Source organism: Umezawaea sp., from assembly GCF_036375055.1.
Taxonomy (GTDB): Bacteria; Actinomycetota; Actinomycetes; order Mycobacteriales; family Pseudonocardiaceae; genus Umezawaea.
This window is the reverse complement of sequence record NZ_DASUSQ010000023.1, coordinates 18355-38463: the sequence shown is the minus strand read 5'-3', so window position 1 is coordinate 38463 and position 20109 is coordinate 18355. Positions and strand designations below refer to the sequence as shown.

Here is a 20109-nt window from a genome sequence, read left to right as displayed (position 1 = left end):
AATGCGGCGCTCAGACCGGTTGCCCGAACCAGGTGTCGCGAGCGCCGGCGTGGTGTCGAGGTTCTGCCCGCGCATCGCCGTAGCGGCAGCCATTTGTCGAATGGCGCTCCGGGAAGACGTACCGTGGTACCACCTTCCTCCCGAAGATGACGACCGCGGTACGACGAAACGGGACGGAATTCGGCCTAGCGTTCAGGCCATGAAGAAACCTGATAGTCCACCGTGGAGGTTCGGGGCGGCCACCACGGTGCTGGCGATGGCGTTCACTGTGGTCGCCGCCTGCGGGACGGACACCGGAAACGAGGCGGCGCCCGCCGCGGCGGGCTCGCACAGCGCGCACGCGGGCGAGCCGTCGGGTCCACCGCAGCCGCTGCGCGCGGGCGAGCGGTTCCTCGACCTGAGGATGACCGAGGCCTACACGCCCGCGCCGCCGGAGGGCGGCACGGACGAGTACCGGTGCCAGGTGATCGATCCGGGCCTGACCAAGACGGCGTTCCTGACCGGGACCCAGGTCGTGCCGGAGAACATCGCCATCGCGCACCACGCCGTCGTGTACGCGGTGCGGCCGGACGTCGCCGCCTTGGTGCGCGAGCAGGACGAGAAGACCCCCGGCCTCGGCTGGCGGTGCTTCGGCGGGACCGGCGTGCCCGGCGCCGACGTGGAAGAAGAGGAGGGGAACGCGGCGTGGGTGGACACCTGGACGCCGAACGCCACGGAGACGCTGTTCGCCGATGACGCCGGCTTCAAGCTGGAGGCGGGCAGCCTGATCATCCTCCAACTCCACTACAACCTGCTCGTGACCGATGGCAAGTCGGCTGGGTCGGATCGCACGGCGGTGCGGCTGCGGCTGACGGACGGCACGCCGCAGACCCGTGAATTCGTCACGTGGCCGCTCGACGCGCCGACCGACCTGCCCTGCACCGCCGACGAGTCGGGTCCGCTCTGCGACCGGGCGGCCTCGATCGCGGACGTGACGAAGCGGTTCGGGGAGGAGGTCGGCAGCACCGCGGACGAGCAGCTGGAGGAGTGCGGCCAGAGCGCGCCGAAGCCCGGCAACACGCAGACCTGCGACCACGCGGTGCCCGCGCCGATGACGCTGTTCGGCGGTTTCGGCCACATGCACCTGCTCGGGCGGGCCATCAAGGTCGAACTCAACCCCGGCACGCCGAACGCCGAGGTCGTGCTGGACGTGCCGCGGTTCGACTTCGACGACCAGCGGCTGATCAAACTGCCGTCGCCGGTGGACATCGGTCCGGGTGACACGCTGCGGGTGACGTGCACGCACGACGCGGGGCTGCGCAAACTGCTGCCGCAGCTGAGCAAGCTGCCGCCGCGCTACGTGGTGTGGGGCGACGGCACCAGCGACGAGATGTGCACGGGCATCATGACGGTCTCCCTTCGCGAGTCCTGACGAAGCGTCGAACGTGTGACCTCACCGAGGTCGACAAGCGAAAACACCACTGTTCGCGCTCAGGAGGCACCGTCTTGCCAGATCCAACACGCCGCACGGTCGTCTGCGGCCTGCTAGCCGGTCTGGTCGCACCGATTTCGCTGACCGCCTGCTCCTCCGGGACACCCGCCGCCAACCCGCCCGCCGGAGGAACCCCCGGCTCCGGTGGCGCGCCGTTGGCCGAGCTGGCCGACGTCCCGGTCGGCAGCGGGGCGATCGTGGACGGACCGTCAGGCAAAGTCCTGATCGTCCGGCCATCGGAGAACGAGGTCAAGGGGCTCAACCCGGTCTGCCCGCACGCGGGCGTCATCGTTTCCAAACCGGTGGGCGGCACCATCACGTGCCCCGGCCACGGCAGCGTCTTCGACGCCGCGACCGGCGACAAGAAGAAGGGGCCGGCGAACACCGGCCTGACCCCGATCCCGGTGAAGATCAGCGGCGACTCGGTCGTGACCGCCTAGAAAGGTGTCGAACGGCCTGCGGGAACTCGGCGGGCCGTTCGACACGGGGGCAGTGGCCGCTGTCTCGCCGGAGAGATCGGCGCTGCCTCGGAACGCGGCAACAGCTTTGTCGACGACCCGCTCCGGGTACTGCGTCGCGCGCCCGGTGCGGGCAGCGGAGCGGATCGGCTGGGAACTTCATCCCGTGCACCCGACGGACGCACGCTGAACCGGCCGGGTGAGCCTCAGGTCGTAGGCGAGGATGACGGCCTGGATCCGGTCCCGTGCGCCGATCTTGGCGAGCACCCGCCCGACGTGGGTCTTCACCGTCGACTCCGCCAGCGTGAACCGCTGCGCGATCTCGCCGTTGGTGAGGCCGTGGCCGATGGCGACGAGGATCTCGCGCTCGCGGCCGGTCAGGGAGGCCAGCCGGGGATCTTCCCGCGCTGGCCCGCAGAGGTCATCGCCGAGCCGGTCGACGAACGCGTCGAGCAGCCGCCGGGTCAGCGCGGGCGCGATCACCGCGTCCCCGGCGGCGACGGCCCGGATGCCGGCGAGCAGCTCCTCGGGGCGGATGTCCTTCAGCAGGAAACCGCTTGCCCCGGCCCGCAGCGCGGCGAGCGCGTACCGGTCCACGTCGAGCGTCGTCAGCACCAGGATCCGCGAACCGGCGGCGACGATGCGCCGGGTGGCCTCGATCCCGTTGACGCCCGGCATGCGGATGTCCATCAGCACCACGTCGGGACGCAGCTCGGTGGTCCACCGAACGGCCTCGGCGCCGTTCTCGGCCTCACCGACGATCTCGGTGTCGGGGGTGCTCTCCAGCAGCATGCGAAACCCGAAGCGCTGAAGCGGCTGGGCGTCCACCACGAGCACAGAGATCATGAATGGCTGCCTTCCAGGGTCGCGTGGACGGTGCGGCCGCCGTCCGACGCGAGGGCTGCGCTGACCGTCCCGCCTTCGAGCGCGGCGCGTTCGGCCACGCAGGCGAGGCCGAGACCCGCGTCGTCCGGCGATGCCCACTTCGTACCGAACGAACCTGAGACGATCGTTAGAACGGCGCTCAGGGCGGTTGGCCACCGGCAATCCGCGCTTCGCGACCGGTTCCGGTGTCCTGCCCGCCACGGGCAGGACACCGGTCCGCAGGACCAGCCGGGGTTCCTGCTCGACTACAACGGCACCGAGCACGCGCGGCCGCACCGGATGCTCACCGGAGCCTTCACCCTCAAGCGGGTGCGGTCGCTCCAGCCCTACGTCGAACAGGTCGTGACCGAACAGGTCGACCAACTGGAGGGGGCGGGCCCCGGCGCGGATCCGCTGCCGGAGGTCGCGCTGCCGGTGCCGTCGAAGGTGATCTGCGAACTGCTCGGGCGTGCCCTACGCGGAGCGGGAGGAGTTCCAGTTCCGCACCGAGGCATCACCAACGCACGACCGCTGCACGCGCTCCCACCACCGATCACCGACCTCTACGCCCGTCGACGGCAACGGTCGAACGGCACGACGACGCCCTCCCCCGCGTTCGTGTCGATCCTCTCCGTGTCGACCGGACTCACGCCGTCAGCCGAACAGCGCCGGACTGCTCGACTACTTGGTTTCCCCCACGGCGTGCTTGCGCAAGGTCTCCAGGACGGCGATCACCGCGAACGCGACGGCTCCCGCGGCTACGGCGGCGACGTAGCACCACGGTGCGGGGAGGTAGTTGGCCGCCACGAGCGCGTTCGGGCCCTTGTCGGTGAAGGCCCGAAAGATGATGGCGATCGGCCCTTCCCAGACTCCCACGATCAGCGTGAGAAGCAGTGCCAGCCGGTACCAGCCGTCGTCCACGAGCCACCTCCATCAGGATACGAACGTATCAACCTCATCACTCACAATTGGCTATATCAAGGCACAATGAGTCAATACGTCACGGTATTGACGTCAAGTATCGTGAGGATGTGCGTGACGAAATGAGCTGCCGCGTCTGCCGTGGCCCGGTGCGGCCGGCTTCGCGCGGCCGTCGCCCTGTCTACTGCTCCCGCGCCTGCCGGGCTCGGGCGTACCGGTCGCGCAAGAACCCGCCGGTCCCGGTGGTCGTCGACGAGCCGACCGCGCGTCAGCGCCGGATCGTCGAGGCGGTCTGGCGCATCGCCGCCGAGCGCGGCCTGGACATGGCCACCGTCCGGGAGATCGCCGTCGAGGCGGGCGTGTCGGCGCGGGTGGTCCAGTACCACTTCAAGGGCAAGCACGACCTGCTGGTCGTGGCGCTGCGGTTGCTGCACCGCGACAACGAGCGTCGGGCTCGAGACCGGATCGCCGCACTGCGCGACGCGTCGAATCCCAGGGTGCTGCTGCGTGCCGCGCTCGAAGAACTGCTCCCGCTCGACGATCAGCGCCGCACCAGCCTGCGGGTGATGACCGCCTACTACACGCGGAGTCTGATCGATCCCGCGCTGGCATCGGTCTTCCTGCACGACGGGAGTCCTTTGGAGAACATGGTCACGGCCCTGATCTCGGCGGCCGGGCCCCGGCACTCGATCGACGCGGCCCGCGAGGCCGACCTGCTCGTCGCCGGGGTGACCGGGCTCGGCCTTGACCTGCTGCACCAGCGCCGCACCCGAGCAGACGTGCGGCGCACCCTGGACTACCACCTGGACCGAATCCTGCAAGCTCAACCATGACCGCGCCCTACCCCGCTTCGCTGTCCAGCGCCGAGACCGCCCCGTCGATCGTGCATCCGGCGGAGACGGTGCAGCCGCCATCGGCACGCGAGCCGATCAGCGGTCCGAGACGTCCGATGGTGTGGAGCACCGTCAGGGCTTGTCGCGGGGACGGCCATCACGACGTGGCGGTCCCCGCTCCCGGCAAGCGGTTGGCCGAACCGGGGTGCCCTCGGCCAGTCCCACCAGCACGACGTTCGTGATCTTCCCGGTGAACGCGTTTCCGCCGCCGTCGTGTGAAGAGCCGTGCCAGGCCGTGGTTCGCAGCCGCCTGCTCCGCTTCCCTCATGCGCTGCCGGACGATGACCGGATCGTGGCTGTGGTGCGAGTGCATCGCGGCACCTCCCGGTGGTGGTCGACGCGGTGGCCCACCCCTCTGAAGGACCACCGCACCACCGACGGTGGGCGCTGTGCGTTGAGCAGCCGTCGACGAAACGTTGAATTCCCTCGTCAACAGCGGTACGAAGGGCGGAGGGGGAATGTGGTGGACGTGGAGTTCCGGGTCCTCGACGGTGTCGAGGCCCGTGTGGGCGGCAGGCGGCTGCCCTTGGGGCACGCGCGCCAGCGGTGCGTGCTGGTCGCCCTGCTGGTGGACGTGAACCGGGCGGTCACGGTCGACCGCCTGCTGGAGCGGGTGTGGGACGAGAAGCCGCCCCTTCGAGCGCGGTCCGTGCTGCGCACCTACGTGTCGCGGCTGCGGAAGGCGCTCGCCGACACCGGGGCGACCATCACCCGGCGGGACGGTGGCTACTCGCTCAACGTCGCGCCCGACACCGTCGACCTGTGCCTGGCGTGGACCGTCCACCGCGCCGAGGGCCCCGAAGCGGCGCTCGACCACTACCAGGAGGCCGTCGACCTCGCTCTGCGCACCGACTACCGCGTCGAGGAGGCCCGCGCCCACGAGGGCATGGCGGAGGCGCTGCGGGAACTCGGCCGCGTCGAGGAGAGCAGGAGCCACGCCGGAAGGGCGCGAGCCATCCGCACCTGGCAGTGCGACAAGACGACGCGCCACCAGCCGGGGTGAAGGAGGAGCCTCACCCCAAGGCCGCGTAGCTGTTGCCGCGCAAGGAAAATGAGGCGTGGTCAGTCTGAGGCGCAGCGGTGTCGTGCTTGCCGGAAATGTCGTCCGCGCTGGTCAGACGGCCTGGTGGCACTCGTTGTAGGACGATGGCCGGCCATGCTGCTGCGGCTGGTCTGCGATTCTCCCGCTGATCAGGCGTTCCTCGCGGCATCGCTGCACCGGCATCACGTCGCCGCGCGACGGCCGTCTCGCCTCGTCCGGAGCCACGGGTCGAGACCCGTGGCTCCGCGGTGTTGGCGCACGGGCCCAGGCGACGCCATGCCATCCGATTGGACGCCGCCGATCGGATGGGTGTTTCGCAACCCGTCACCCCTGGATCCTCTGGCCCCTACGGTGATTGCCGCACCGGGGGGTTCGAGTGTTCGTCTGGAACACGATGCACGGGCGACACCGAACGCCCACGTTCGTCGGGGAACAGGGGGGAGAAACAGCAATGCGATTACGCAACCGGTCGCTGCTGGCGGCCTCGTTCGTCGTGCTGATCGGCGCGGCGACGGCTCAGCCCGCGGTAGCGGGGCGAAAACCGGCCGAAGGGGAGATCGTCGGCGTCGCGCGGTTCCTGACAGGAGCGCGGCACTTCGACGAGGCGGGGGTACCGCTCGCGGAGTTCCGGGCCAAGGAGACCAGCGACACCGTGCGGGTGGAGGACCTGCCGAAGTCGGAGCCGAACCAGCAGGTCCGACCGACCAGTGAGGAGCAGGCGAGGGAGCTGGCGCTGCGGCACGACGCCACCTACGGCACAGCCGGCGAGACGGTCGAGCAGCAGCTGATCGACGACATCACCCCGGAGGAGTGCCGGGCCAACCCCGAGAAGTCCTCGCGCCCGGAGGGCTGGATCAAGAACCACTTCTCGTACTGCCAGTTGGGCCTGCTCTCATTCGACCAGTTCCGCCGTGTGGGACCGTTCCTCGTCCCCGTCGGCGGGTTCTCCGCGCGGGTCACGAACATGGGGTACGCCTACAACGGTCTGCGCGACACGGACTGGGGCATCCGGGTCGACGAGATCGACAGCTGGGGGGTCAGCAACCTCGGCATCCTGCGGGTCGAGGCCGACTGCGCCGCCGACCCCGCGGGAAGTTGCCGCACCGCCAACAACGGGGTGAGCAAGCTGGTGCCGGACTGGGAGAACGACGAGCTCGGGAAGATCTTCTACAACTCCCCCGGTGACCCGCCGGACCCCGCGAGGGGGGAGCAGCGGGCGACGGGGACGTTCCAGATCGAGTACGAGTTCCGGAGTGTGATCACCCAGGACCGCGATGGCCCCGAGACCAGCGTGCGGTTCGACTCGGCGTGGTACCTGCCGAACAAGCAGGGCTCCATCTTCAACCGCGTCGACCCGTACCTGACCCTGTCCACCGGTGATCCCGAGGTGACGCAGAGCGCGTTCCACATCAAGGACGCGCAAGAGCAGCCGGGGTCGACCTATCCGAGGATCGAGGGGAAGACGATCCCCGGTGCGTCGGCGCAGGACCCGCTGCACCGGCTGTACCACGACGCGGAACGGCGGCGGCAGAACCGCGAGGACTTCGCCGTCCCGGTCTGCAAGCAGCAGTGGCCCGGCTACGAGGAACTCGGGCAGCAGTGTGACGAGTACCCGCACGCCTCCACGTACGAGGGAGCGGCACGGCACCTGTACCAACCCGAGCCGTACGGGCGGTTCTCGGTCAGGCCGATCAACGGCTACGACAACGAGAACTCCGGACGTCGACTGGGCACCTGGTACGGCAACGACCGCATCCTCGACGGCGACGCGTTCTTCATCAAGATCGTGTCCTGACCCGTCACCTGACCGGGCCGGATTCCCCCTGCCCGGTCAGACCGGCCAGAACTGCAACAGGTAGCGCTCGGTGTAGTCCGGAACGAGGTCCTGTCGCATGGCCGCTTCGTGCCCTTCGCACGACACGCGCAGGTTGTAGGTGCCAGTGGGTCCGACCTCGAACTCCCGGCCGGGCCCACTGGTCACCGACCACAGTTGCACGGTGCCGGAGGTCAACTCGACGGTCACTTCGTCGTCGATCTCCCGGTCCGTGACGGGCTTCGACGACCACGACTCGAGCCGCACCGCGACGAGGTGGTCCCGCGCCGCGCTCGCGATGTCCACCCGGTTGCGGATGGTCTCCACCGCGGCACCCGGTTCCATCGAACCTTCCGGCCACGGGCGCGGACACCCGTCCACGTCGAGATCCATCAGCCCGAACACGCCGTGCTCCACGAGCACCTCGTCATCGAGGCTGCGCACAAGCCCACCTCCCGCACTCGGTGACCTGCTTCCCGGACGGTGGGCCGGAACAGGTGAACGCCTGTTTGGTCGTGGTCAACCACCGAACGACCGGCTCCACGTCCGCGGAGCCCACGGCGAGACTACGGGCGCGGGCGCACCCACCTCCAGGTAGCGGCAAGGCCGTGGTGCGGCCGTTCACGGAAGGGGACTTCACCCCTGGGTGTTGAACACGGGGTTTTGCGGCGTGCCGCACGCGCAGCCGGTGTTGGCAGCAGGCTGTTCTCGTGGTGCACCTTCGCCACACAGAAGTGTGTCGCCCGAGAGGACCGCAGAACCGCACACACCTCAAGCCAGGTACACGATCGAGTGATTTTTTCGACCTCGGCAGGCCGATGTATCGACAAGGCGGTATCTGCCGAATGGGTGGCGGCAGTCATCCGAGAGTTCGCGCACTCCGCATTTTTGCCCTTTCACGTGGCCGTCCCCGTGTTGTTGACGTGCATGAACACCGGTTCGAGGCGGTCACCCGGCCGTGCACCGGCAGATGCACGATCATCCGCCTCGGGATGTTGATCTTGCATGGTCACAATTGACCAGTTGCAGTGTTTTGGTCGGATGGCCCACTCTTCCGCCATGAGTTCCCCATCGGCACCCCACGGCGAGTGGGTCGAGGCGTCGGACAGCGACGACCTGCCTGAGGCACTGCACGGGATGCGGGCCTACGTGCCGCGCCCGCTGCCGTCCGACCTCATTGTGCCCACCGAGACCCATCGCGTGCTGGCGATGGCCGAGTACACCCTGGGTGAATTGAACGAGAGCACCCGCCGCCTGCCCCACGGCGAGATGTTCGCGTTGTGCACACGGTTGCGAGAAGCGCAGAACACGGCGCAACTGGCGGGGATGAGCCTGGACCTGTCGGAAACGTGGTTGACCGAACTGCTGTTGGCGCGGGCCGCCGGGGATTCCGCGCAGCAGGCGGTGCTGCGGCGCCATCCGGTCGGTCGGGTGATCCTCGCCTTCGAGCACGGCACGGCCAGGGTGGCGGGCGGGGCGGTCGTCGATGCCGATCTGCTCGGCGAGATCAACCAGAGGCTGACCGATACCGTCACCGGGCCGCTGGAGTCGGGACTGCGGACTCGTCAAGGGTGGCTGCGGGGCAGGTCGCCGCAGCAGGTTCCCATCCTCACCACGCCACCGGGGGCGATGCTGCACAGCGCGTTCGCCCAGTGGTCGACCTGGGTGCGCGCGCCGCATCCGCTGCCACGGATCGGCAAGATCGCCATGGGCCACCTGAACCTGGCCCTGCTGGATCCGTTTCCCGACACCGGCGCCTACCTGACGAGCATCTGCAGCTCCTTGGAGATGGTGCGCTCGAAATTGTTGCGCCGCCACGTCCTACCACTGTCGTCGTGGCTGGACGAGCACGCCGGGGAGTACCACGATCGGATCCGCGCGGTGGTCGACGGCGGTCCGATCGAGCAGTGGATCGACTTCTTCGCCCGCGGAGTGCGAACCCAGGCACACGCCCAACTGCGGTTGATCGAGGAGTTGGACGGGTTGCGCGTGGCGCTGCTCGAGCGGGTGAACGGCTCCCCCACCGTGCAGCGCGTGGTGGCAGGGTTGATGACCGCCCCGGTGACGAGCAATCGCGCGCTGGAGGCGATGTACGGCATGGCCGATCGCACCGCCACCCAGGTCTCCCGCAAACTGGTGGACCACGGCGTCCTGGAGAACATCGGCGGCAAGTCCTACAACAAGATCTTCGTCTGCCGGCAGGTGCTGGATGTGTACGCGTTGCAGAGTCCGCAGGCCCCCGAGTCGGACAGGGCCGTCTTCTCCCCTCCCGCGAACTGACCCGTTCCCCGATTCCGAAAGCAGCGACCGATCGTGTCCTCCTGTGACCGTCCCGAACCGCGCCGCCCTGCCCGTCTCGGCCGCCACCACCGGCGGCACCGTCGTCTGCCTCGCCCGGTTCGCCGCCGGGTGGTGACCGCGCTCAAACCGCTGATCACGCTGATCCAGGTGGCCGTCGCGTTGGTGCATCTATGGCGGGACTGACCGACTGGCGTTGCCGGGAAGGGGGTGGTTCTCGGGCGTGGCCAGCAGGGTGCGGATGCGGTGCGCCACCTGCTCGTCCACATCCACCAGCAGTCGCAGCGCGTCGCTGAAATGCCGCCGGGCCGTGCCGGTGGCACCGATGCTCCAGCAGGCGCGGCCCATCGTTTCGAGCAGACCGGCGAGTTCGACGGGTGGCACCCCCGGCAGGTCGTCGGGGTCCTCGACCAGTCGAGCGGCGTCGCGCAGTTGCTCGGCCGCGTCGCGGGCCCGCCCGGTGGCGGCCAGGGTGACACCGCGGGCGGTCTGGGCGCGTGCCAGACCGAATCGGTCCCCGGTGTGCCGGTAGAGCGACAGCAGACGCTGGTAGCAGTCCAACTCGCGATTGCCGCGTCCGGCCTGGCGGTAGATCACCGCCCGCCGCCAGAGGGTGTCGATCATGCCGGTGGTGTCGTCGAGTTCCTTCCACACCACCCATTCCCGCACTCCGTGGGCTTCGGCGGTGACGAAATCGCCCTGCGTGGCGAACCAGCGAGCGCTCAAGCGCAGCAGTCCGGCAAGGGTGTGCGGTTGCCGGTCGTCGATCGCCGCGCGGGTACCCGCTTCGACGAGATCCACGGCCCAGTGTCGCGGCGCGTCCGTCGGTGCGCAGGCCCACAGACGGGCCGTGAGCGCGGTGGCCAGCGACCGCAAGCGCGCAGTGCCGCCGGCGCGCACGGTGGCCAGCGTGAGGGACAGGTGCCGGCGCACCCAGGACGTGGCCTGTGGCGCGTCGGAGAACCGCATCGGCGGCAGGAATGGTGTGTTGACCGGGTAGGCGAACCCGGTGACCGGGCGTCCCAGTCGGTCGCACGCGGCATCGAGGGTGGTGAGCAGGTCTTCACCGAGACGGCGGGTCACCAGCCGGGCGGGCTCGGTCCACGGTCGGTGCAGGGCGGGGACGTCGGGGCGCCAGCCGAACAGGTCCTCGTCGAGGCGGACCACGCCCGCGGGTGCCTGGTCGTGTCGTGTCGAGAGCCGGTCGAGTTCGCCGGGGTCACGCTTCGCACCGGCGGCCAGAGTGCGGGCGGGCAGCGTGGGGCTGTCGAGCACTTGGAAGCAGAGGAGCAGTTCGGCGTCGTTCGACAGTGTGTCCCGCGCCCGACTCACCAGCAACAACTCCTCGATCGACCTCGACTCGCCGCCTCTGTCGGTGTGGCTTCCGCTCTGCCCCGCTCCGGTGGTCCCTCCCCCGATCATGCTGCCTCGACCGCCGGAGCGGGGTCCATGTCGCCCGTTCAACCCAGCGCCGCACGAATCGAATGGATGAATACATACCGACCGGAGCACGTGAAGTTCTTTCATACATGATCAACAATGTCAACCAATTGGGTGAAAGATCACCTTTCCCCAAAACGGCCGTGAGCGCGTTTCTACTCGAAAACACGCCTACTTCATATCAGCGACCGACACTCGATCACCGCGGCCCGCAAGCTTCTTCCTTTCCGGCGCAACTCCGCGCACAGGACCTCCAGAAGTCGTTATCGGCGAAGCAACGTCGAACGTTTCACTCGCACCGCTTCCCGACGGGCGCGGGGATACGGCCGCCTCGTCCACACCCGTGGAGCACCGGGCCCGCAGCACCGGGTGATCAAGTCCATCCACAGTGGATCGCGTACCTCTGCCCGTGGAGACGACAACTTTCGCACTCGTGCACCGGGAGATTTACCTCACGAGGCCAAAAGGGGATAGCGAGCGAAGGCGTGGGCCTAGCGGATGCCAGACGTAGGACCCGTCCGGTCGGCGTCAGTCGTTTTTGCGGTTGAACCGCATCACGTCGACGTGGTCGTCCATCGCCCGGTTCGCGCGGTGGTTGCCGTACCGCGTGCTCGACCGGCCGTACCGGGAAGCCGTGGGGTCGTGCCAGCCGGTCGCACGAGTCGCGGTCCTGAGCGCTCGACCCGCGAAGCCGGAAATCCTCACCCGAATCCGACGAGTGACCTCGGTACCTTCCTCGCGGGGGGTGGTCGCGTGGACTTTCGCGTGCTCGGACCGTTGCAGGTGTGGACCGGGGAGGGAAGGCTCGCACTGCCGGGCAGCAGGCACCAGCGGGTGCTGGCCGCGCTGCTGCTGACACCGAACGCCGTGGTGACGATCGGCAGGCTGGTCGAGGTGACCTGGGACGGCGAACCGCCCGCGACCGCCACGAAGCAGGTCCAGAACTGCGTCTCCGCGCTGCGCGACCGCCTCGGCGACACCGAACAGCGGATCATCGTGACCGATGGTCCCGGCTACCGCGTCGCCGTCGGCGAGAACGACCTCGACCTGTTGCGCTTCACCAGGATGGTGGCGCAGGCGCGGCAGACGGGTGAGCGCGGTGCGCTGCACGAGGCTGTCACCGAGATCCGGGCCGCCTTGCGGCTGTGGCGCGGACCGGTGCTCAGCGGGCTGGGCGCGAGCGCGCTGGACGGCCGGGCGGCTCGGCTGGACGAGCAGCGGCTGCACGCCTTCGAGTGCTGCGTCGACTGGCAGCTCGCGCTGGGACAGCACCGGGACCTCGTCGACGAGCTGGCCGAGGTCGCCACCGAGAATCCGTTGCGGGAGCGGGTGCACGGGCAGTTGATGCTCGCCCTCGACCGCTGCGAACGGCGGGCGGACGCGTTGCAGGTGTTCGAGAGGCTGCGGACGACCCTGGCCGAGGAACTCGGCCTCGATCCCGGTCAGGAGATCCGGGACCTGCACGAGCGCGTGCTGCGCGGCGAGACGAGAACACCCGGCGGGCCCGCGGACATCGACGCGTTCGCCCGGCACGACGAACTCGACCGGGCGGTGCGCGAGCTGGCGGCGGCGATCGGCAGGCAGTGGACGGCCGAGGTCGAACTGCGGTCGCTGGACCGGCTGCGGCCCGTGCCGCTGACGTGGTCCAGCACCGAACGCAACGTGGCGGCCGCGGCCTCGTCGGTGCTGGGCGCGCGGCCCGGCGAGGTGCCCGAACGGCTGGCGTTGAGTGGTGACCTCAGCGACGTCGTCGAGTCGTTGCGCAAGATACCGGCACGTCAGCTCGTGGTGCTCGGCGAACCGGGGGCGGGCAAGTCGGTGCTGGCGATCCTCCTGACGCTCGGTCTGCTCGCGGACCCCCTGCCGGGCGAGCCGGTGCCGGTGCTGCTGTCGCCGGCGTCGTGGAACCCGCACACCGAACACCTGCACTCGTGGCTGGCCCGCCGGTTGGTCGAGGAGTACCCGGGGCTCGGCAACACCGGTACGTACGGCCGGGACGCAGCGCTGCGGCTGGTGCTCGAAGGGCGGGTCATGCCGGTGCTCGACGGCCTCGACGAGACACCGCCGGGCCTGCACACAGCCGCGATCGATGCCATCAACAGGGCCGTCACCGGCGATCGGCCGCTCGTGCTGACCTGCCGGGGCGACGAGTACGAGGCGGCGGTGCGGCAGGAGGGGGCGTTCCTGGTCCGCGCCGCCGTGGTGGAGATCGGGCCGGTGCGGGTGCAGGACGCGATCGACTTCCTCACCGCGCGCCGCCGGACCGGCGAGACGCGGTGGCAGCCGGTGGTGCGCGCGCTGCGGCAGGAACCGGACGGAGCGCTCGCACGGGCGTTGCGCACGCCGTTGATGGTCGACCTGGCCCAGACCGCCTACCGCGACCCCGCGACCGATCCCCGCGAACTCTGCGACACCACGCGGTTCCCCGATCAGGCGGCGGTCGAACGGCACCTGCTCGACGCGTACCTCCCCGCCGTCTACAGCGATCGTCCGGCTCCGCCCGGCAGCGCCACCAGGGCACGCCACTACGAACTGGCCGAGGCACGGCGCTGGCTCGGTTTCCTCGCCCGCCACCTGGGCGGCTCCCACGACTTCGCCTGGTGGCAGCTCGAACGCGCAGTGCCGAGCACGATCGCGGGCCTTCTGCTGGGGCTGCCGCCCGCGGTGCTGTTCACTCTCACCGGCTGGTTCGCCGCAGGTCCCGCGATCGGGATCGTCTACGGTGTCGCGTTCGGCGCCGCCGGGTTCGTCACGCACCGGGCGATGCGCAGGCCGGGTCCGCTGCGGGTGGAGGCGAGGTTCGCGGGCACCGCGGCCGGCTTCGCCCAGCGGTTCACCATCGGTGCGGTGATCGGTGTCTGCCTCGGGTTCGGCTGGTCGCTCCCGGTGTGGGCGACGTGCCTGCTCTCGGTGGTGTTCGGCCTGGCCATCGGAGTGCACGTCTGGCTCGACACCCCGCTGGACGCGAACCGCGTCTCCAGCCCCGGCACCGTGCTGCGCGACGACCGCAGGGCGGCGCTCGCCCTGACCGCCTCGTTCGTGGTGTCGCTGAGCCTGTTCTTCACGCTGGCGCTGCTGCTCACCCCGGACGACCCCACGACCGAGATCCTGAACGGCCGCTTCGACGTGGTCCTGGGTGTGGCGGGCGGGGTGGCCGCGGGTCTGCTGGGCCGGTTGCTCGTCCCCCGTCCCGGCGGTCTCGCCTACGCGGCGGCGGGCGCGGTCATCGGCGGGCAGATCTTCGAACCCACCCGGAGCGTCGCGCAGGCGTGCCTCGCGGGTGGGCTGTTCGGCCTCTCGGTGGGGCTCAGCGTGTGGCTGGCCCGTGCCTCCGGCGCACTGGGTCCCGTGGTCGTCTGGCTGGCCGCCCGAGGCCGCGTCCCCTGGCGTTTCCTGACGTTCCTCGACGACGCCCACCGTCGTGGCGTGTTGCGGCAGGTTGGTGGGGTCTACCAGTTCCGGCACGGTCGTCTGCAGGAACGCCTCGCCCACGCGCAGGTCAGCGGCGGTGAGGACGGAACGAGGACGAACCGGTGACGGCGGCTGCGGTCATGGAAACCGGTCGGCAGGGAGTCGGCCAGTCGAAGGGAACTTCTCTGATGCGCAGCCTGAAACGAGCCGGACTCGCCCTGGGGACCATGGCGTTGCTCGCCACCACGACCGCGGGAACGGCCAACGCCGCCCCGTCCTCGTTCGACGTGGTGGTGCAGCACAGCTCCGGCGTGATCGTCGGTCACATCCAGGGGAACTTGGCCTGGTCGTCCTCCGGGCGGACCGTCACCTTCACGAACCAGACGCTGGCGGTGAAGACGGACGAGTGCGTCAACGTCGGCTACGCCGGATACCAGGGCAACACGCTGGTGGCCGGCCCGGTCGGCCTGGACTGGGTGTGCGAGAGCGTGCCCATCGCGGACTTCTCCCTGTCGACGTCCGTGCCGGGAGGCATCCACCAGGTCAACATCCAGCTGACCGATTCGGTGCACAAGAACAAGGCTTCGAAGGCCTGCCGCAAGACGGACTCCGTCTGCCGACCCTGACAGGTCACGCGCCCGCGGTGCACCGGCACCGCGGGCGCGTCAGCACGGCCGCCGCGCACCCGAGCCACGCGTGCCCGTGCCGCTCGGAACGTCATCGCCGCTACAGATCTCCAACGCGCACCGACCCCACCAGGGCATCGCCGATGCTGTGGCCGTCCCTGGTCAGTCGGCCTGGAGGACGAAGAAGAGGAAGCCCAGGAACCTCGTGCCGGTGAACTGCCGGAAGTCGTCGGGGAACAACTCGGGGGCCTCGGGTGCGGGCGGCGGCTCGCTGATGACGTTGATGCGGAAGCCGGCCGCGGTGAAGGCATCGGTCATCGCGTGCAGCGGGCGGTCCCAGAAGGTCAACCTGGCTGACTGGCCGCCCAGCGTCCACTCCTCGGTTCGGCTGCGGGTCTGGAAGTAGTCGGGCCTTTCCCCGGCCTCGCGCTGCACCAGGGTGATGACGAAGGGGTGCTCGACAGAGACGATGAGCCGTCCGCCGGGGGTCAGGACGCGTCGCAGTTCGGCCAGCGTCGGTCCCCAGTCCCGCAGGTAGTGCAGCACCAGGGACGCGATGACGTCGTCGAACTCACCGTCGGGGAAGGGCAGCGGATCAGCCAGATCGGCGACCCGCAGGTCGGCCCCGGCACCCAGCCGTCGCCGGGCCAGCTCCACCATGCCCGCGCTCGCGTCGACACCGGTCACAACCGCGCCCCGATCGCGTAGCGCGGCGAACAGGGGCCCTGAGCCGCAACCCGCGTCGAGGATCCGCCTGCCGGTCACGTCGCCCGCGAGGGCCAGCACCGCGGGCCGCTCGTAGTAGGCGTTCATCAGGTTGGTCTCGTTCTCGGCCGAATATCCCTCGGCGATACCGTCATAGCCGTTTTCCTGGGCGGGATCAGCAGCAACCACGCTGCTCTCCGAAGTCGACGTCATGCTGACAGGACGCCCCAGCGGTGACGACGTTGCCGGCAGGATCGCTTGACTGGTGGGGTCGCGTACTCGACCAGCTGGTCGAGGCCGTCCTCGTCTTGTCCGACGGGGCGGCTTCCTCCAGGACTTCGACAACGTCGAGATCCACCGCGCCGACGGCGAACCCGAGGAATCCGACCGGTGACGTCGAGCCGGGAAAAGCGAAGATCGCGATGCGCTCGCGCACGATCAGGTCGGACTTCTTCACCATCGACGGCCAGCCCGTCGACGGGCTCCACGCTGGTGAGCCCATGAAGCAGCGGAAGGGCCGCCCGTCCTTTCAGCGACCGTTCGAATCGATCCCCTGGTCGATGGTTCCCGACACGGAACAAAAATCGGGCGATGCGTTGACAGGCTGATGTTGCCCTGGCGCCATCACCGGGAAATCCACGCCGTCGACCGCGTCCCCCGCAGGGGATCGCACTCCGGCAGCATCGACGTCATTGCCGCAGAACGCGTTGGAGAAACTCGTGCTTCGGACGACGTCCTCACCGTTGACGAACACCAGGCCGGCGCGATAGTGATACTCCGGTCCGATATTTTCGGCCCGGTCGGCAGGATCCTCCGCGAGGCAGTAGTCGCCACAGAAGTCCGTCGAGGCCGAGGCCACTCCCCCCATCACCCCCATCCCCGCCGCAGCGGTGACGACAACAGCACCGATCTTCTTGAACAATTTACCCTCACCAATTTGACACAGGAAAACTTGACTACAAAACGCGCAATCTTATGCTGTCATGCAGTCCAGGGCTCGCGAGGAAAACTACAGAAATTTCTCGTCATTTTCAATCTGACACACGATCGTGTACCGACTATCAACCCATGGGTTCGCGGCCGTGCGTCTTCGCGGTGCACGCCGGTCGGCACCAGCACCGGCGTGCACCGAAGACCGGTTTGCCGCGTCGCGCGCTGTGGTCGAGGCTGGCGCAGATCGCCGAGGCGGCGCGCTCCTGCACGGACCAGGGCCCCGCTACCCGTCCACCACGTCACTCAGCAGCAGTTCGATGCCGTCGTTGCGGGCGACGTCCCCGGCTTTGTCCAGCAGCACTGAGCCGATGCCCTTGCCTGCGCGCGATCGTGAGGTGATCAGCAGCCGGACGTAGCGTTCCGGCTCATCCGCCGGCGGCACGTGCGGGTCCGGGCGGTCGCCGACGATCAACGCGCCAGCGGGCACGCCGTCGTGCTCGGCGATCCACAGCTGCCCCGATTCGATCAGGTCACCCACGCGGGACACCCGCTCGGGTCGGTCGACCATGGTTCGATGCCCCACTGGGTGGGCCGGCCTCGCGCGACCGTCCATTCGACGGCCTCGTCGAAGAACGCGAGCAGCAGGTCGAGGTCCTGCCGGTCGCCCCGGCGCGAGGTCGTGCTCGTGGTGTCCACGAGGTCTCCGGTGTTCGGGTTCTTCTTGGTCGACGAACCGATTACCGGAGACCTCGCTCATTTTTGATCACCAACACGCCGAACAGCGCCAACCTGGATCGAAGTCACCTCAGCCGACTTCGGCACAGGCCCTGGCCGCAGGTCAGACCACGTGGCCGGTCATTGGCACCCCACGGGGCACCGCCGACGCACGACCACTGCACCCGCTGCCGCCACCGATCACCGACCGAGCCCAGACCAGCGACTTGGACGTCCGCCGCCGACAACGACTGGGCGGCATCCTCAACGAGTACCACCAAGCCGCCTGACCAGCACGGACGTGGTCTTCGGCCAGCACGGTGCCGGACAACCGGCTTGAGGCCCGCGCCTGGGCCCGGACGACGTCTTCCACCGCGAGGCCCAAGCCCGGCCTTCGTCCGGCCTGCGGCCCGGTTGATGCTGAACCGGTTTCGACGGTGGGGGCAGGTGCCAACGCCTGTCCCCACCGTCGACCGGTCAGAAGCGGAAGTCGGCGGTGTAGTACGGCGAGAGCCGGCACCCCCGACGGCGCTTGGCGTCCAACGTGCCGTAGCCGTAGGCCAGGAGTTCGACACCGCGTGCGGGCGCGAGTTCGATGGGTTGGTAGAACATGCAGGAGAAGTAGCCGTAGGAGGCGTCCGGTTCCCGGTAGTCCGAGCCGATCAGCATGACTGTCCACTCCGGACCGTCCTGGATGAACAGGCTGAAGCTGAGCAGCTTGTCGCCGTCGGACACGGTGAACACCGTGATGTCTTCCGGTGCGACGTGCTCGCGGATACCGTCGAAGATGGCCTCCTGGTCGGCCCGGTTGACCTTCCCGTCGTACTTCTCGATGAGGCGGCACCTCAGGTCGAGCAGTTCGGGCTCGTCGGCGGCCATGGGGCGGTGGGCGCGGACGAGGCCGCGCTCGTTCATCCGGTTGATCTCGCGCTTGGCCTCGTCGCGGTACTTCTTCGGCAACGCGCGCAGGTAGCCGTCGAAGTCCGTCCAGGTGACCGCCATGTCGCAGCGGTCGCCCTTGCGGTGCACGCCGAAACCGGCCTTGGCCAGCTCGTCCATCAGCGGTTGGGCGCGGGGCGTGAGGTACAGCAGGGCGATCGAGACGATGCCCTCGGTCTTGGCCCATGCCACGAGTTTTGCCACGAACCGGCGCAGCACCTCGGGGTCGTCGGCACCGGGCCCGGCCTGGTAGGTGGCGTAGTTCGGGTACATCAGCACCAGGCACGGGTGGACGTCGGCCGGGTCGAGGTCCGCGGGCCAGGGGTGGTCGCCGTCGGCGAACAGGCCCAGGTGGGCCGTGCGGCCGGTGAGGATGTGGTACGCGTCGCGTCGCGGCACCGCCGCCGGTTCGGGCAGGACCGTGCCGCCCATGGCGACCAGGCAGGCGCCGTCGTCATCGCGCAGCGCGAAGGTCCGGTACGGGCCGGGGTACCAGGACTGGCCGAACCGCACCCAGCGGCCGCGGCCCGCCGCCGGGCCGTCACCGGCCACGGCGTCCCAGTCGTCGGGCAGGCCGGGGGTGACCAGGAGTTCCATCACACGTCCACCACGTACGCGCTGAGGTCCTGCGGCACGAGGCCGTGGCGCATCTTGAACTCGCCGTTGCGCCGCCCCGCCTCCAGGGTCGGCAACCCGAGCTCGTAGCCGAGCCGCATGAAGGAACCCCACATCAGGTAGTACGGGCTGAACGTCAGCTTCACCTCGCGGTCGTACCCCAGCGCCCACGCGTGCAGCCGGGTGTCGTCCACGAACAGGATCGCGAAGCCCAGCAGCTTCTCGTCCAAGGCGATCTCGATGATCCAGGCGCTGGGGGTCTCGGCGAGGAACTTCACGAGCTTGTCCGCGTCGTAGTAGCCGGGCGAGCCGACCCGGTCCATCGTCGTGAGCAGCAGGTTCAGCTTCGACACCTGTTCATCGGGGCCCGCGTGGCGGGTGGTGATCCGCACGCCCGCCTCGGTCGCCCGCCGCCAGTGCCGCTGGTACTCGCGGCGGTTGGTGGGCTTGATCGAGGCGATGACGTTCTCCTCGCTGCCGTACTTGGCGAGGTCGAGCCAGTACCGGGTGTCCAGGTGGACACCCTTCACACCCGCGGTTTCCAGCGCGCGGGCGCTGGGTGAGCCGTCGGCGACGTTGATGAACCCGGTCCGCGTCAGGTTCAGCGACGCCGCCACCTCGCGCATCGCGGCCAGCAGCTCGGTGGCGATCTCCGGGGACGCCAGGGCGGCGACCAGCCGGGTGTCCGAGCAGTGCCAGACCTGGCTCAGCAGCGCGTGTTCGCCGGGGCCCAGGCCCAACGCGCCGAGCGGGTCGCCCTGCACGAAGCACGGCGCGAACGCCACCACCTCGCCGTCGCCGTCGAGCAGCTCGACGTAGTAGCAACCGTGCACGGCCTGGATCGGGTAGCGCTCGTAAGCGCGCATGAACTCGGTGCTGTAGTTCATGTTCGCGCCCGCGGCCTTGACCACGGCGGCCGTGCCGGGGCTCAGGTCGTCGACGCTGCGCACCACCCGACGCCGATAA

The 20109-nt window shown here is 69.2% G+C and carries 19 protein-coding genes; 8 read left to right on the top strand and 11 right to left on the bottom strand.

What is annotated here, in order from left to right:
• The first annotated feature begins 199 nt into the window (after positions 1-199).
• Both VFZ92_RS07720 and VFZ92_RS07715 read left to right on the top strand, forming a co-directional pair.
• Positions 200-1411 (top strand): hypothetical protein, encoded by a 1212-nt coding sequence (locus tag VFZ92_RS07720; RefSeq protein ID WP_330875107.1) that lies wholly within the window; start codon positions 200-202, stop codon positions 1409-1411.
• Positions 1412-1485: 74 nt separating this feature from the next.
• Positions 1486-1911: a Rieske (2Fe-2S) protein gene (locus VFZ92_RS07715; protein WP_330875106.1), complete on the top strand. Its 426-nt coding sequence runs from the start codon at positions 1486-1488 to the stop codon at positions 1909-1911.
• Between the two features lie 177 nt (positions 1912-2088).
• On the opposite strand, the gene VFZ92_RS07710 is transcribed toward VFZ92_RS07715, so the two are convergent.
• On the bottom strand, positions 2089-2775 hold the full coding sequence (locus VFZ92_RS07710) for a response regulator transcription factor (protein ID WP_330875105.1): 687 nt from the start codon (positions 2773-2775) through the stop codon (positions 2089-2091).
• Positions 2776-3474: 699 nt separating this feature from the next.
• The gene (locus VFZ92_RS07705) at positions 3475-3714 is read right to left on the bottom strand and encodes a hypothetical protein (RefSeq protein WP_330875104.1); all 240 of its coding nucleotides are present in this window, start codon (positions 3712-3714) and stop codon (positions 3475-3477) included.
• Positions 3715-3863: 149 nt separating this feature from the next.
• On the opposite strand from VFZ92_RS07705, the gene VFZ92_RS07700 reads away from it, so the two are divergent.
• From VFZ92_RS07700 to VFZ92_RS07690, 3 genes are all read left to right on the top strand, one after another.
• Positions 3864-4547, top strand: coding sequence for a TetR/AcrR family transcriptional regulator (locus VFZ92_RS07700; protein WP_330875103.1), 684 nt, complete (start codon positions 3864-3866; stop codon positions 4545-4547).
• A gap of 523 nt (positions 4548-5070) precedes the next feature.
• Positions 5071-5610, top strand: a complete 540-nt coding sequence (locus tag VFZ92_RS07695; RefSeq protein ID WP_330875102.1) for an AfsR/SARP family transcriptional regulator — start codon at positions 5071-5073, stop codon at positions 5608-5610.
• A gap of 490 nt (positions 5611-6100) precedes the next feature.
• On the top strand, positions 6101-7444 hold the full coding sequence (locus VFZ92_RS07690; protein ID WP_330875101.1) for a NucA/NucB deoxyribonuclease domain-containing protein: 1344 nt from the start codon (positions 6101-6103) through the stop codon (positions 7442-7444).
• 36 nt (positions 7445-7480) lie between these two features.
• On the opposite strand, the gene VFZ92_RS07685 is transcribed toward VFZ92_RS07690, so the two are convergent.
• Complete coding sequence (locus VFZ92_RS07685) at positions 7481-7879, bottom strand: hypothetical protein (RefSeq protein ID WP_330875100.1); 399 nt, start codon at positions 7877-7879, stop codon at positions 7481-7483.
• A 642-nt stretch (positions 7880-8521) separates the two neighbouring features.
• Here VFZ92_RS07685 and VFZ92_RS07680 point away from each other — a divergent pair.
• Complete coding sequence (locus tag VFZ92_RS07680) at positions 8522-9742, top strand: hypothetical protein (RefSeq protein ID WP_330875099.1); 1221 nt, start codon at positions 8522-8524, stop codon at positions 9740-9742.
• A gap of 189 nt (positions 9743-9931) precedes the next feature.
• On the opposite strand, the gene VFZ92_RS07675 is transcribed toward VFZ92_RS07680, so the two are convergent.
• Positions 9932-11092 (bottom strand): tetratricopeptide repeat protein, encoded by a 1161-nt coding sequence (locus tag VFZ92_RS07675; RefSeq protein ID WP_330875098.1) that lies wholly within the window; start codon positions 11090-11092, stop codon positions 9932-9934.
• A gap of 861 nt (positions 11093-11953) precedes the next feature.
• Here VFZ92_RS07675 and VFZ92_RS07670 point away from each other — a divergent pair.
• Positions 11954-14737: a BTAD domain-containing putative transcriptional regulator gene (locus tag VFZ92_RS07670; protein WP_330875097.1), complete on the top strand. Its 2784-nt coding sequence runs from the start codon at positions 11954-11956 to the stop codon at positions 14735-14737.
• A 62-nt stretch (positions 14738-14799) separates the two neighbouring features.
• Positions 14800-15237 (top strand): hypothetical protein, encoded by a 438-nt coding sequence (locus VFZ92_RS07665; RefSeq protein WP_330875096.1) that lies wholly within the window; start codon positions 14800-14802, stop codon positions 15235-15237.
• Positions 15238-15399: 162 nt separating this feature from the next.
• On the opposite strand, the gene VFZ92_RS07660 is transcribed toward VFZ92_RS07665, so the two are convergent.
• From VFZ92_RS07660 to VFZ92_RS07630, 7 genes are all read right to left on the bottom strand, one after another.
• Entirely contained in the window at positions 15400-16155 is a 756-nt protein-coding gene (locus VFZ92_RS07660) for a class I SAM-dependent methyltransferase (RefSeq protein ID WP_330875095.1), read from the bottom strand.
• Positions 16118-16402 carry a hypothetical protein gene (locus VFZ92_RS07655; RefSeq protein ID WP_330875094.1) on the bottom strand — a complete coding sequence of 95 codons (285 nt, stop codon included), beginning with the start codon at positions 16400-16402 and terminating at the stop codon, positions 16118-16120. Before VFZ92_RS07655 ends, VFZ92_RS07660 begins: the two co-directional genes overlap by 38 nt.
• Positions 16403-16471: 69 nt before the next feature.
• Positions 16472-16864: a hypothetical protein gene (locus VFZ92_RS07650; protein ID WP_330875093.1), complete on the bottom strand. Its 393-nt coding sequence runs from the start codon at positions 16862-16864 to the stop codon at positions 16472-16474.
• A gap of 294 nt (positions 16865-17158) precedes the next feature.
• Entirely contained in the window at positions 17159-17413 is a 255-nt protein-coding gene (locus tag VFZ92_RS07645) for a GNAT family N-acetyltransferase (protein WP_330875092.1), read from the bottom strand.
• Positions 17401-17571 (bottom strand): hypothetical protein, encoded by a 171-nt coding sequence (locus VFZ92_RS07640; protein ID WP_330875091.1) that lies wholly within the window; start codon positions 17569-17571, stop codon positions 17401-17403. The genes VFZ92_RS07645 and VFZ92_RS07640 overlap by 13 nt, the downstream gene beginning before the upstream one ends.
• 495 nt (positions 17572-18066) lie before the next feature.
• Positions 18067-19125 (bottom strand): GNAT family N-acetyltransferase, encoded by a 1059-nt coding sequence (locus VFZ92_RS07635; protein ID WP_330875090.1) that lies wholly within the window; start codon positions 19123-19125, stop codon positions 18067-18069.
• Entirely contained in the window at positions 19125-20096 is a 972-nt protein-coding gene (locus VFZ92_RS07630) for a GNAT family N-acetyltransferase (protein ID WP_330875089.1), read from the bottom strand. Before VFZ92_RS07630 ends, VFZ92_RS07635 begins: the two co-directional genes overlap by 1 nt.
• Positions 20097-20109 lie beyond the last annotated feature (13 nt).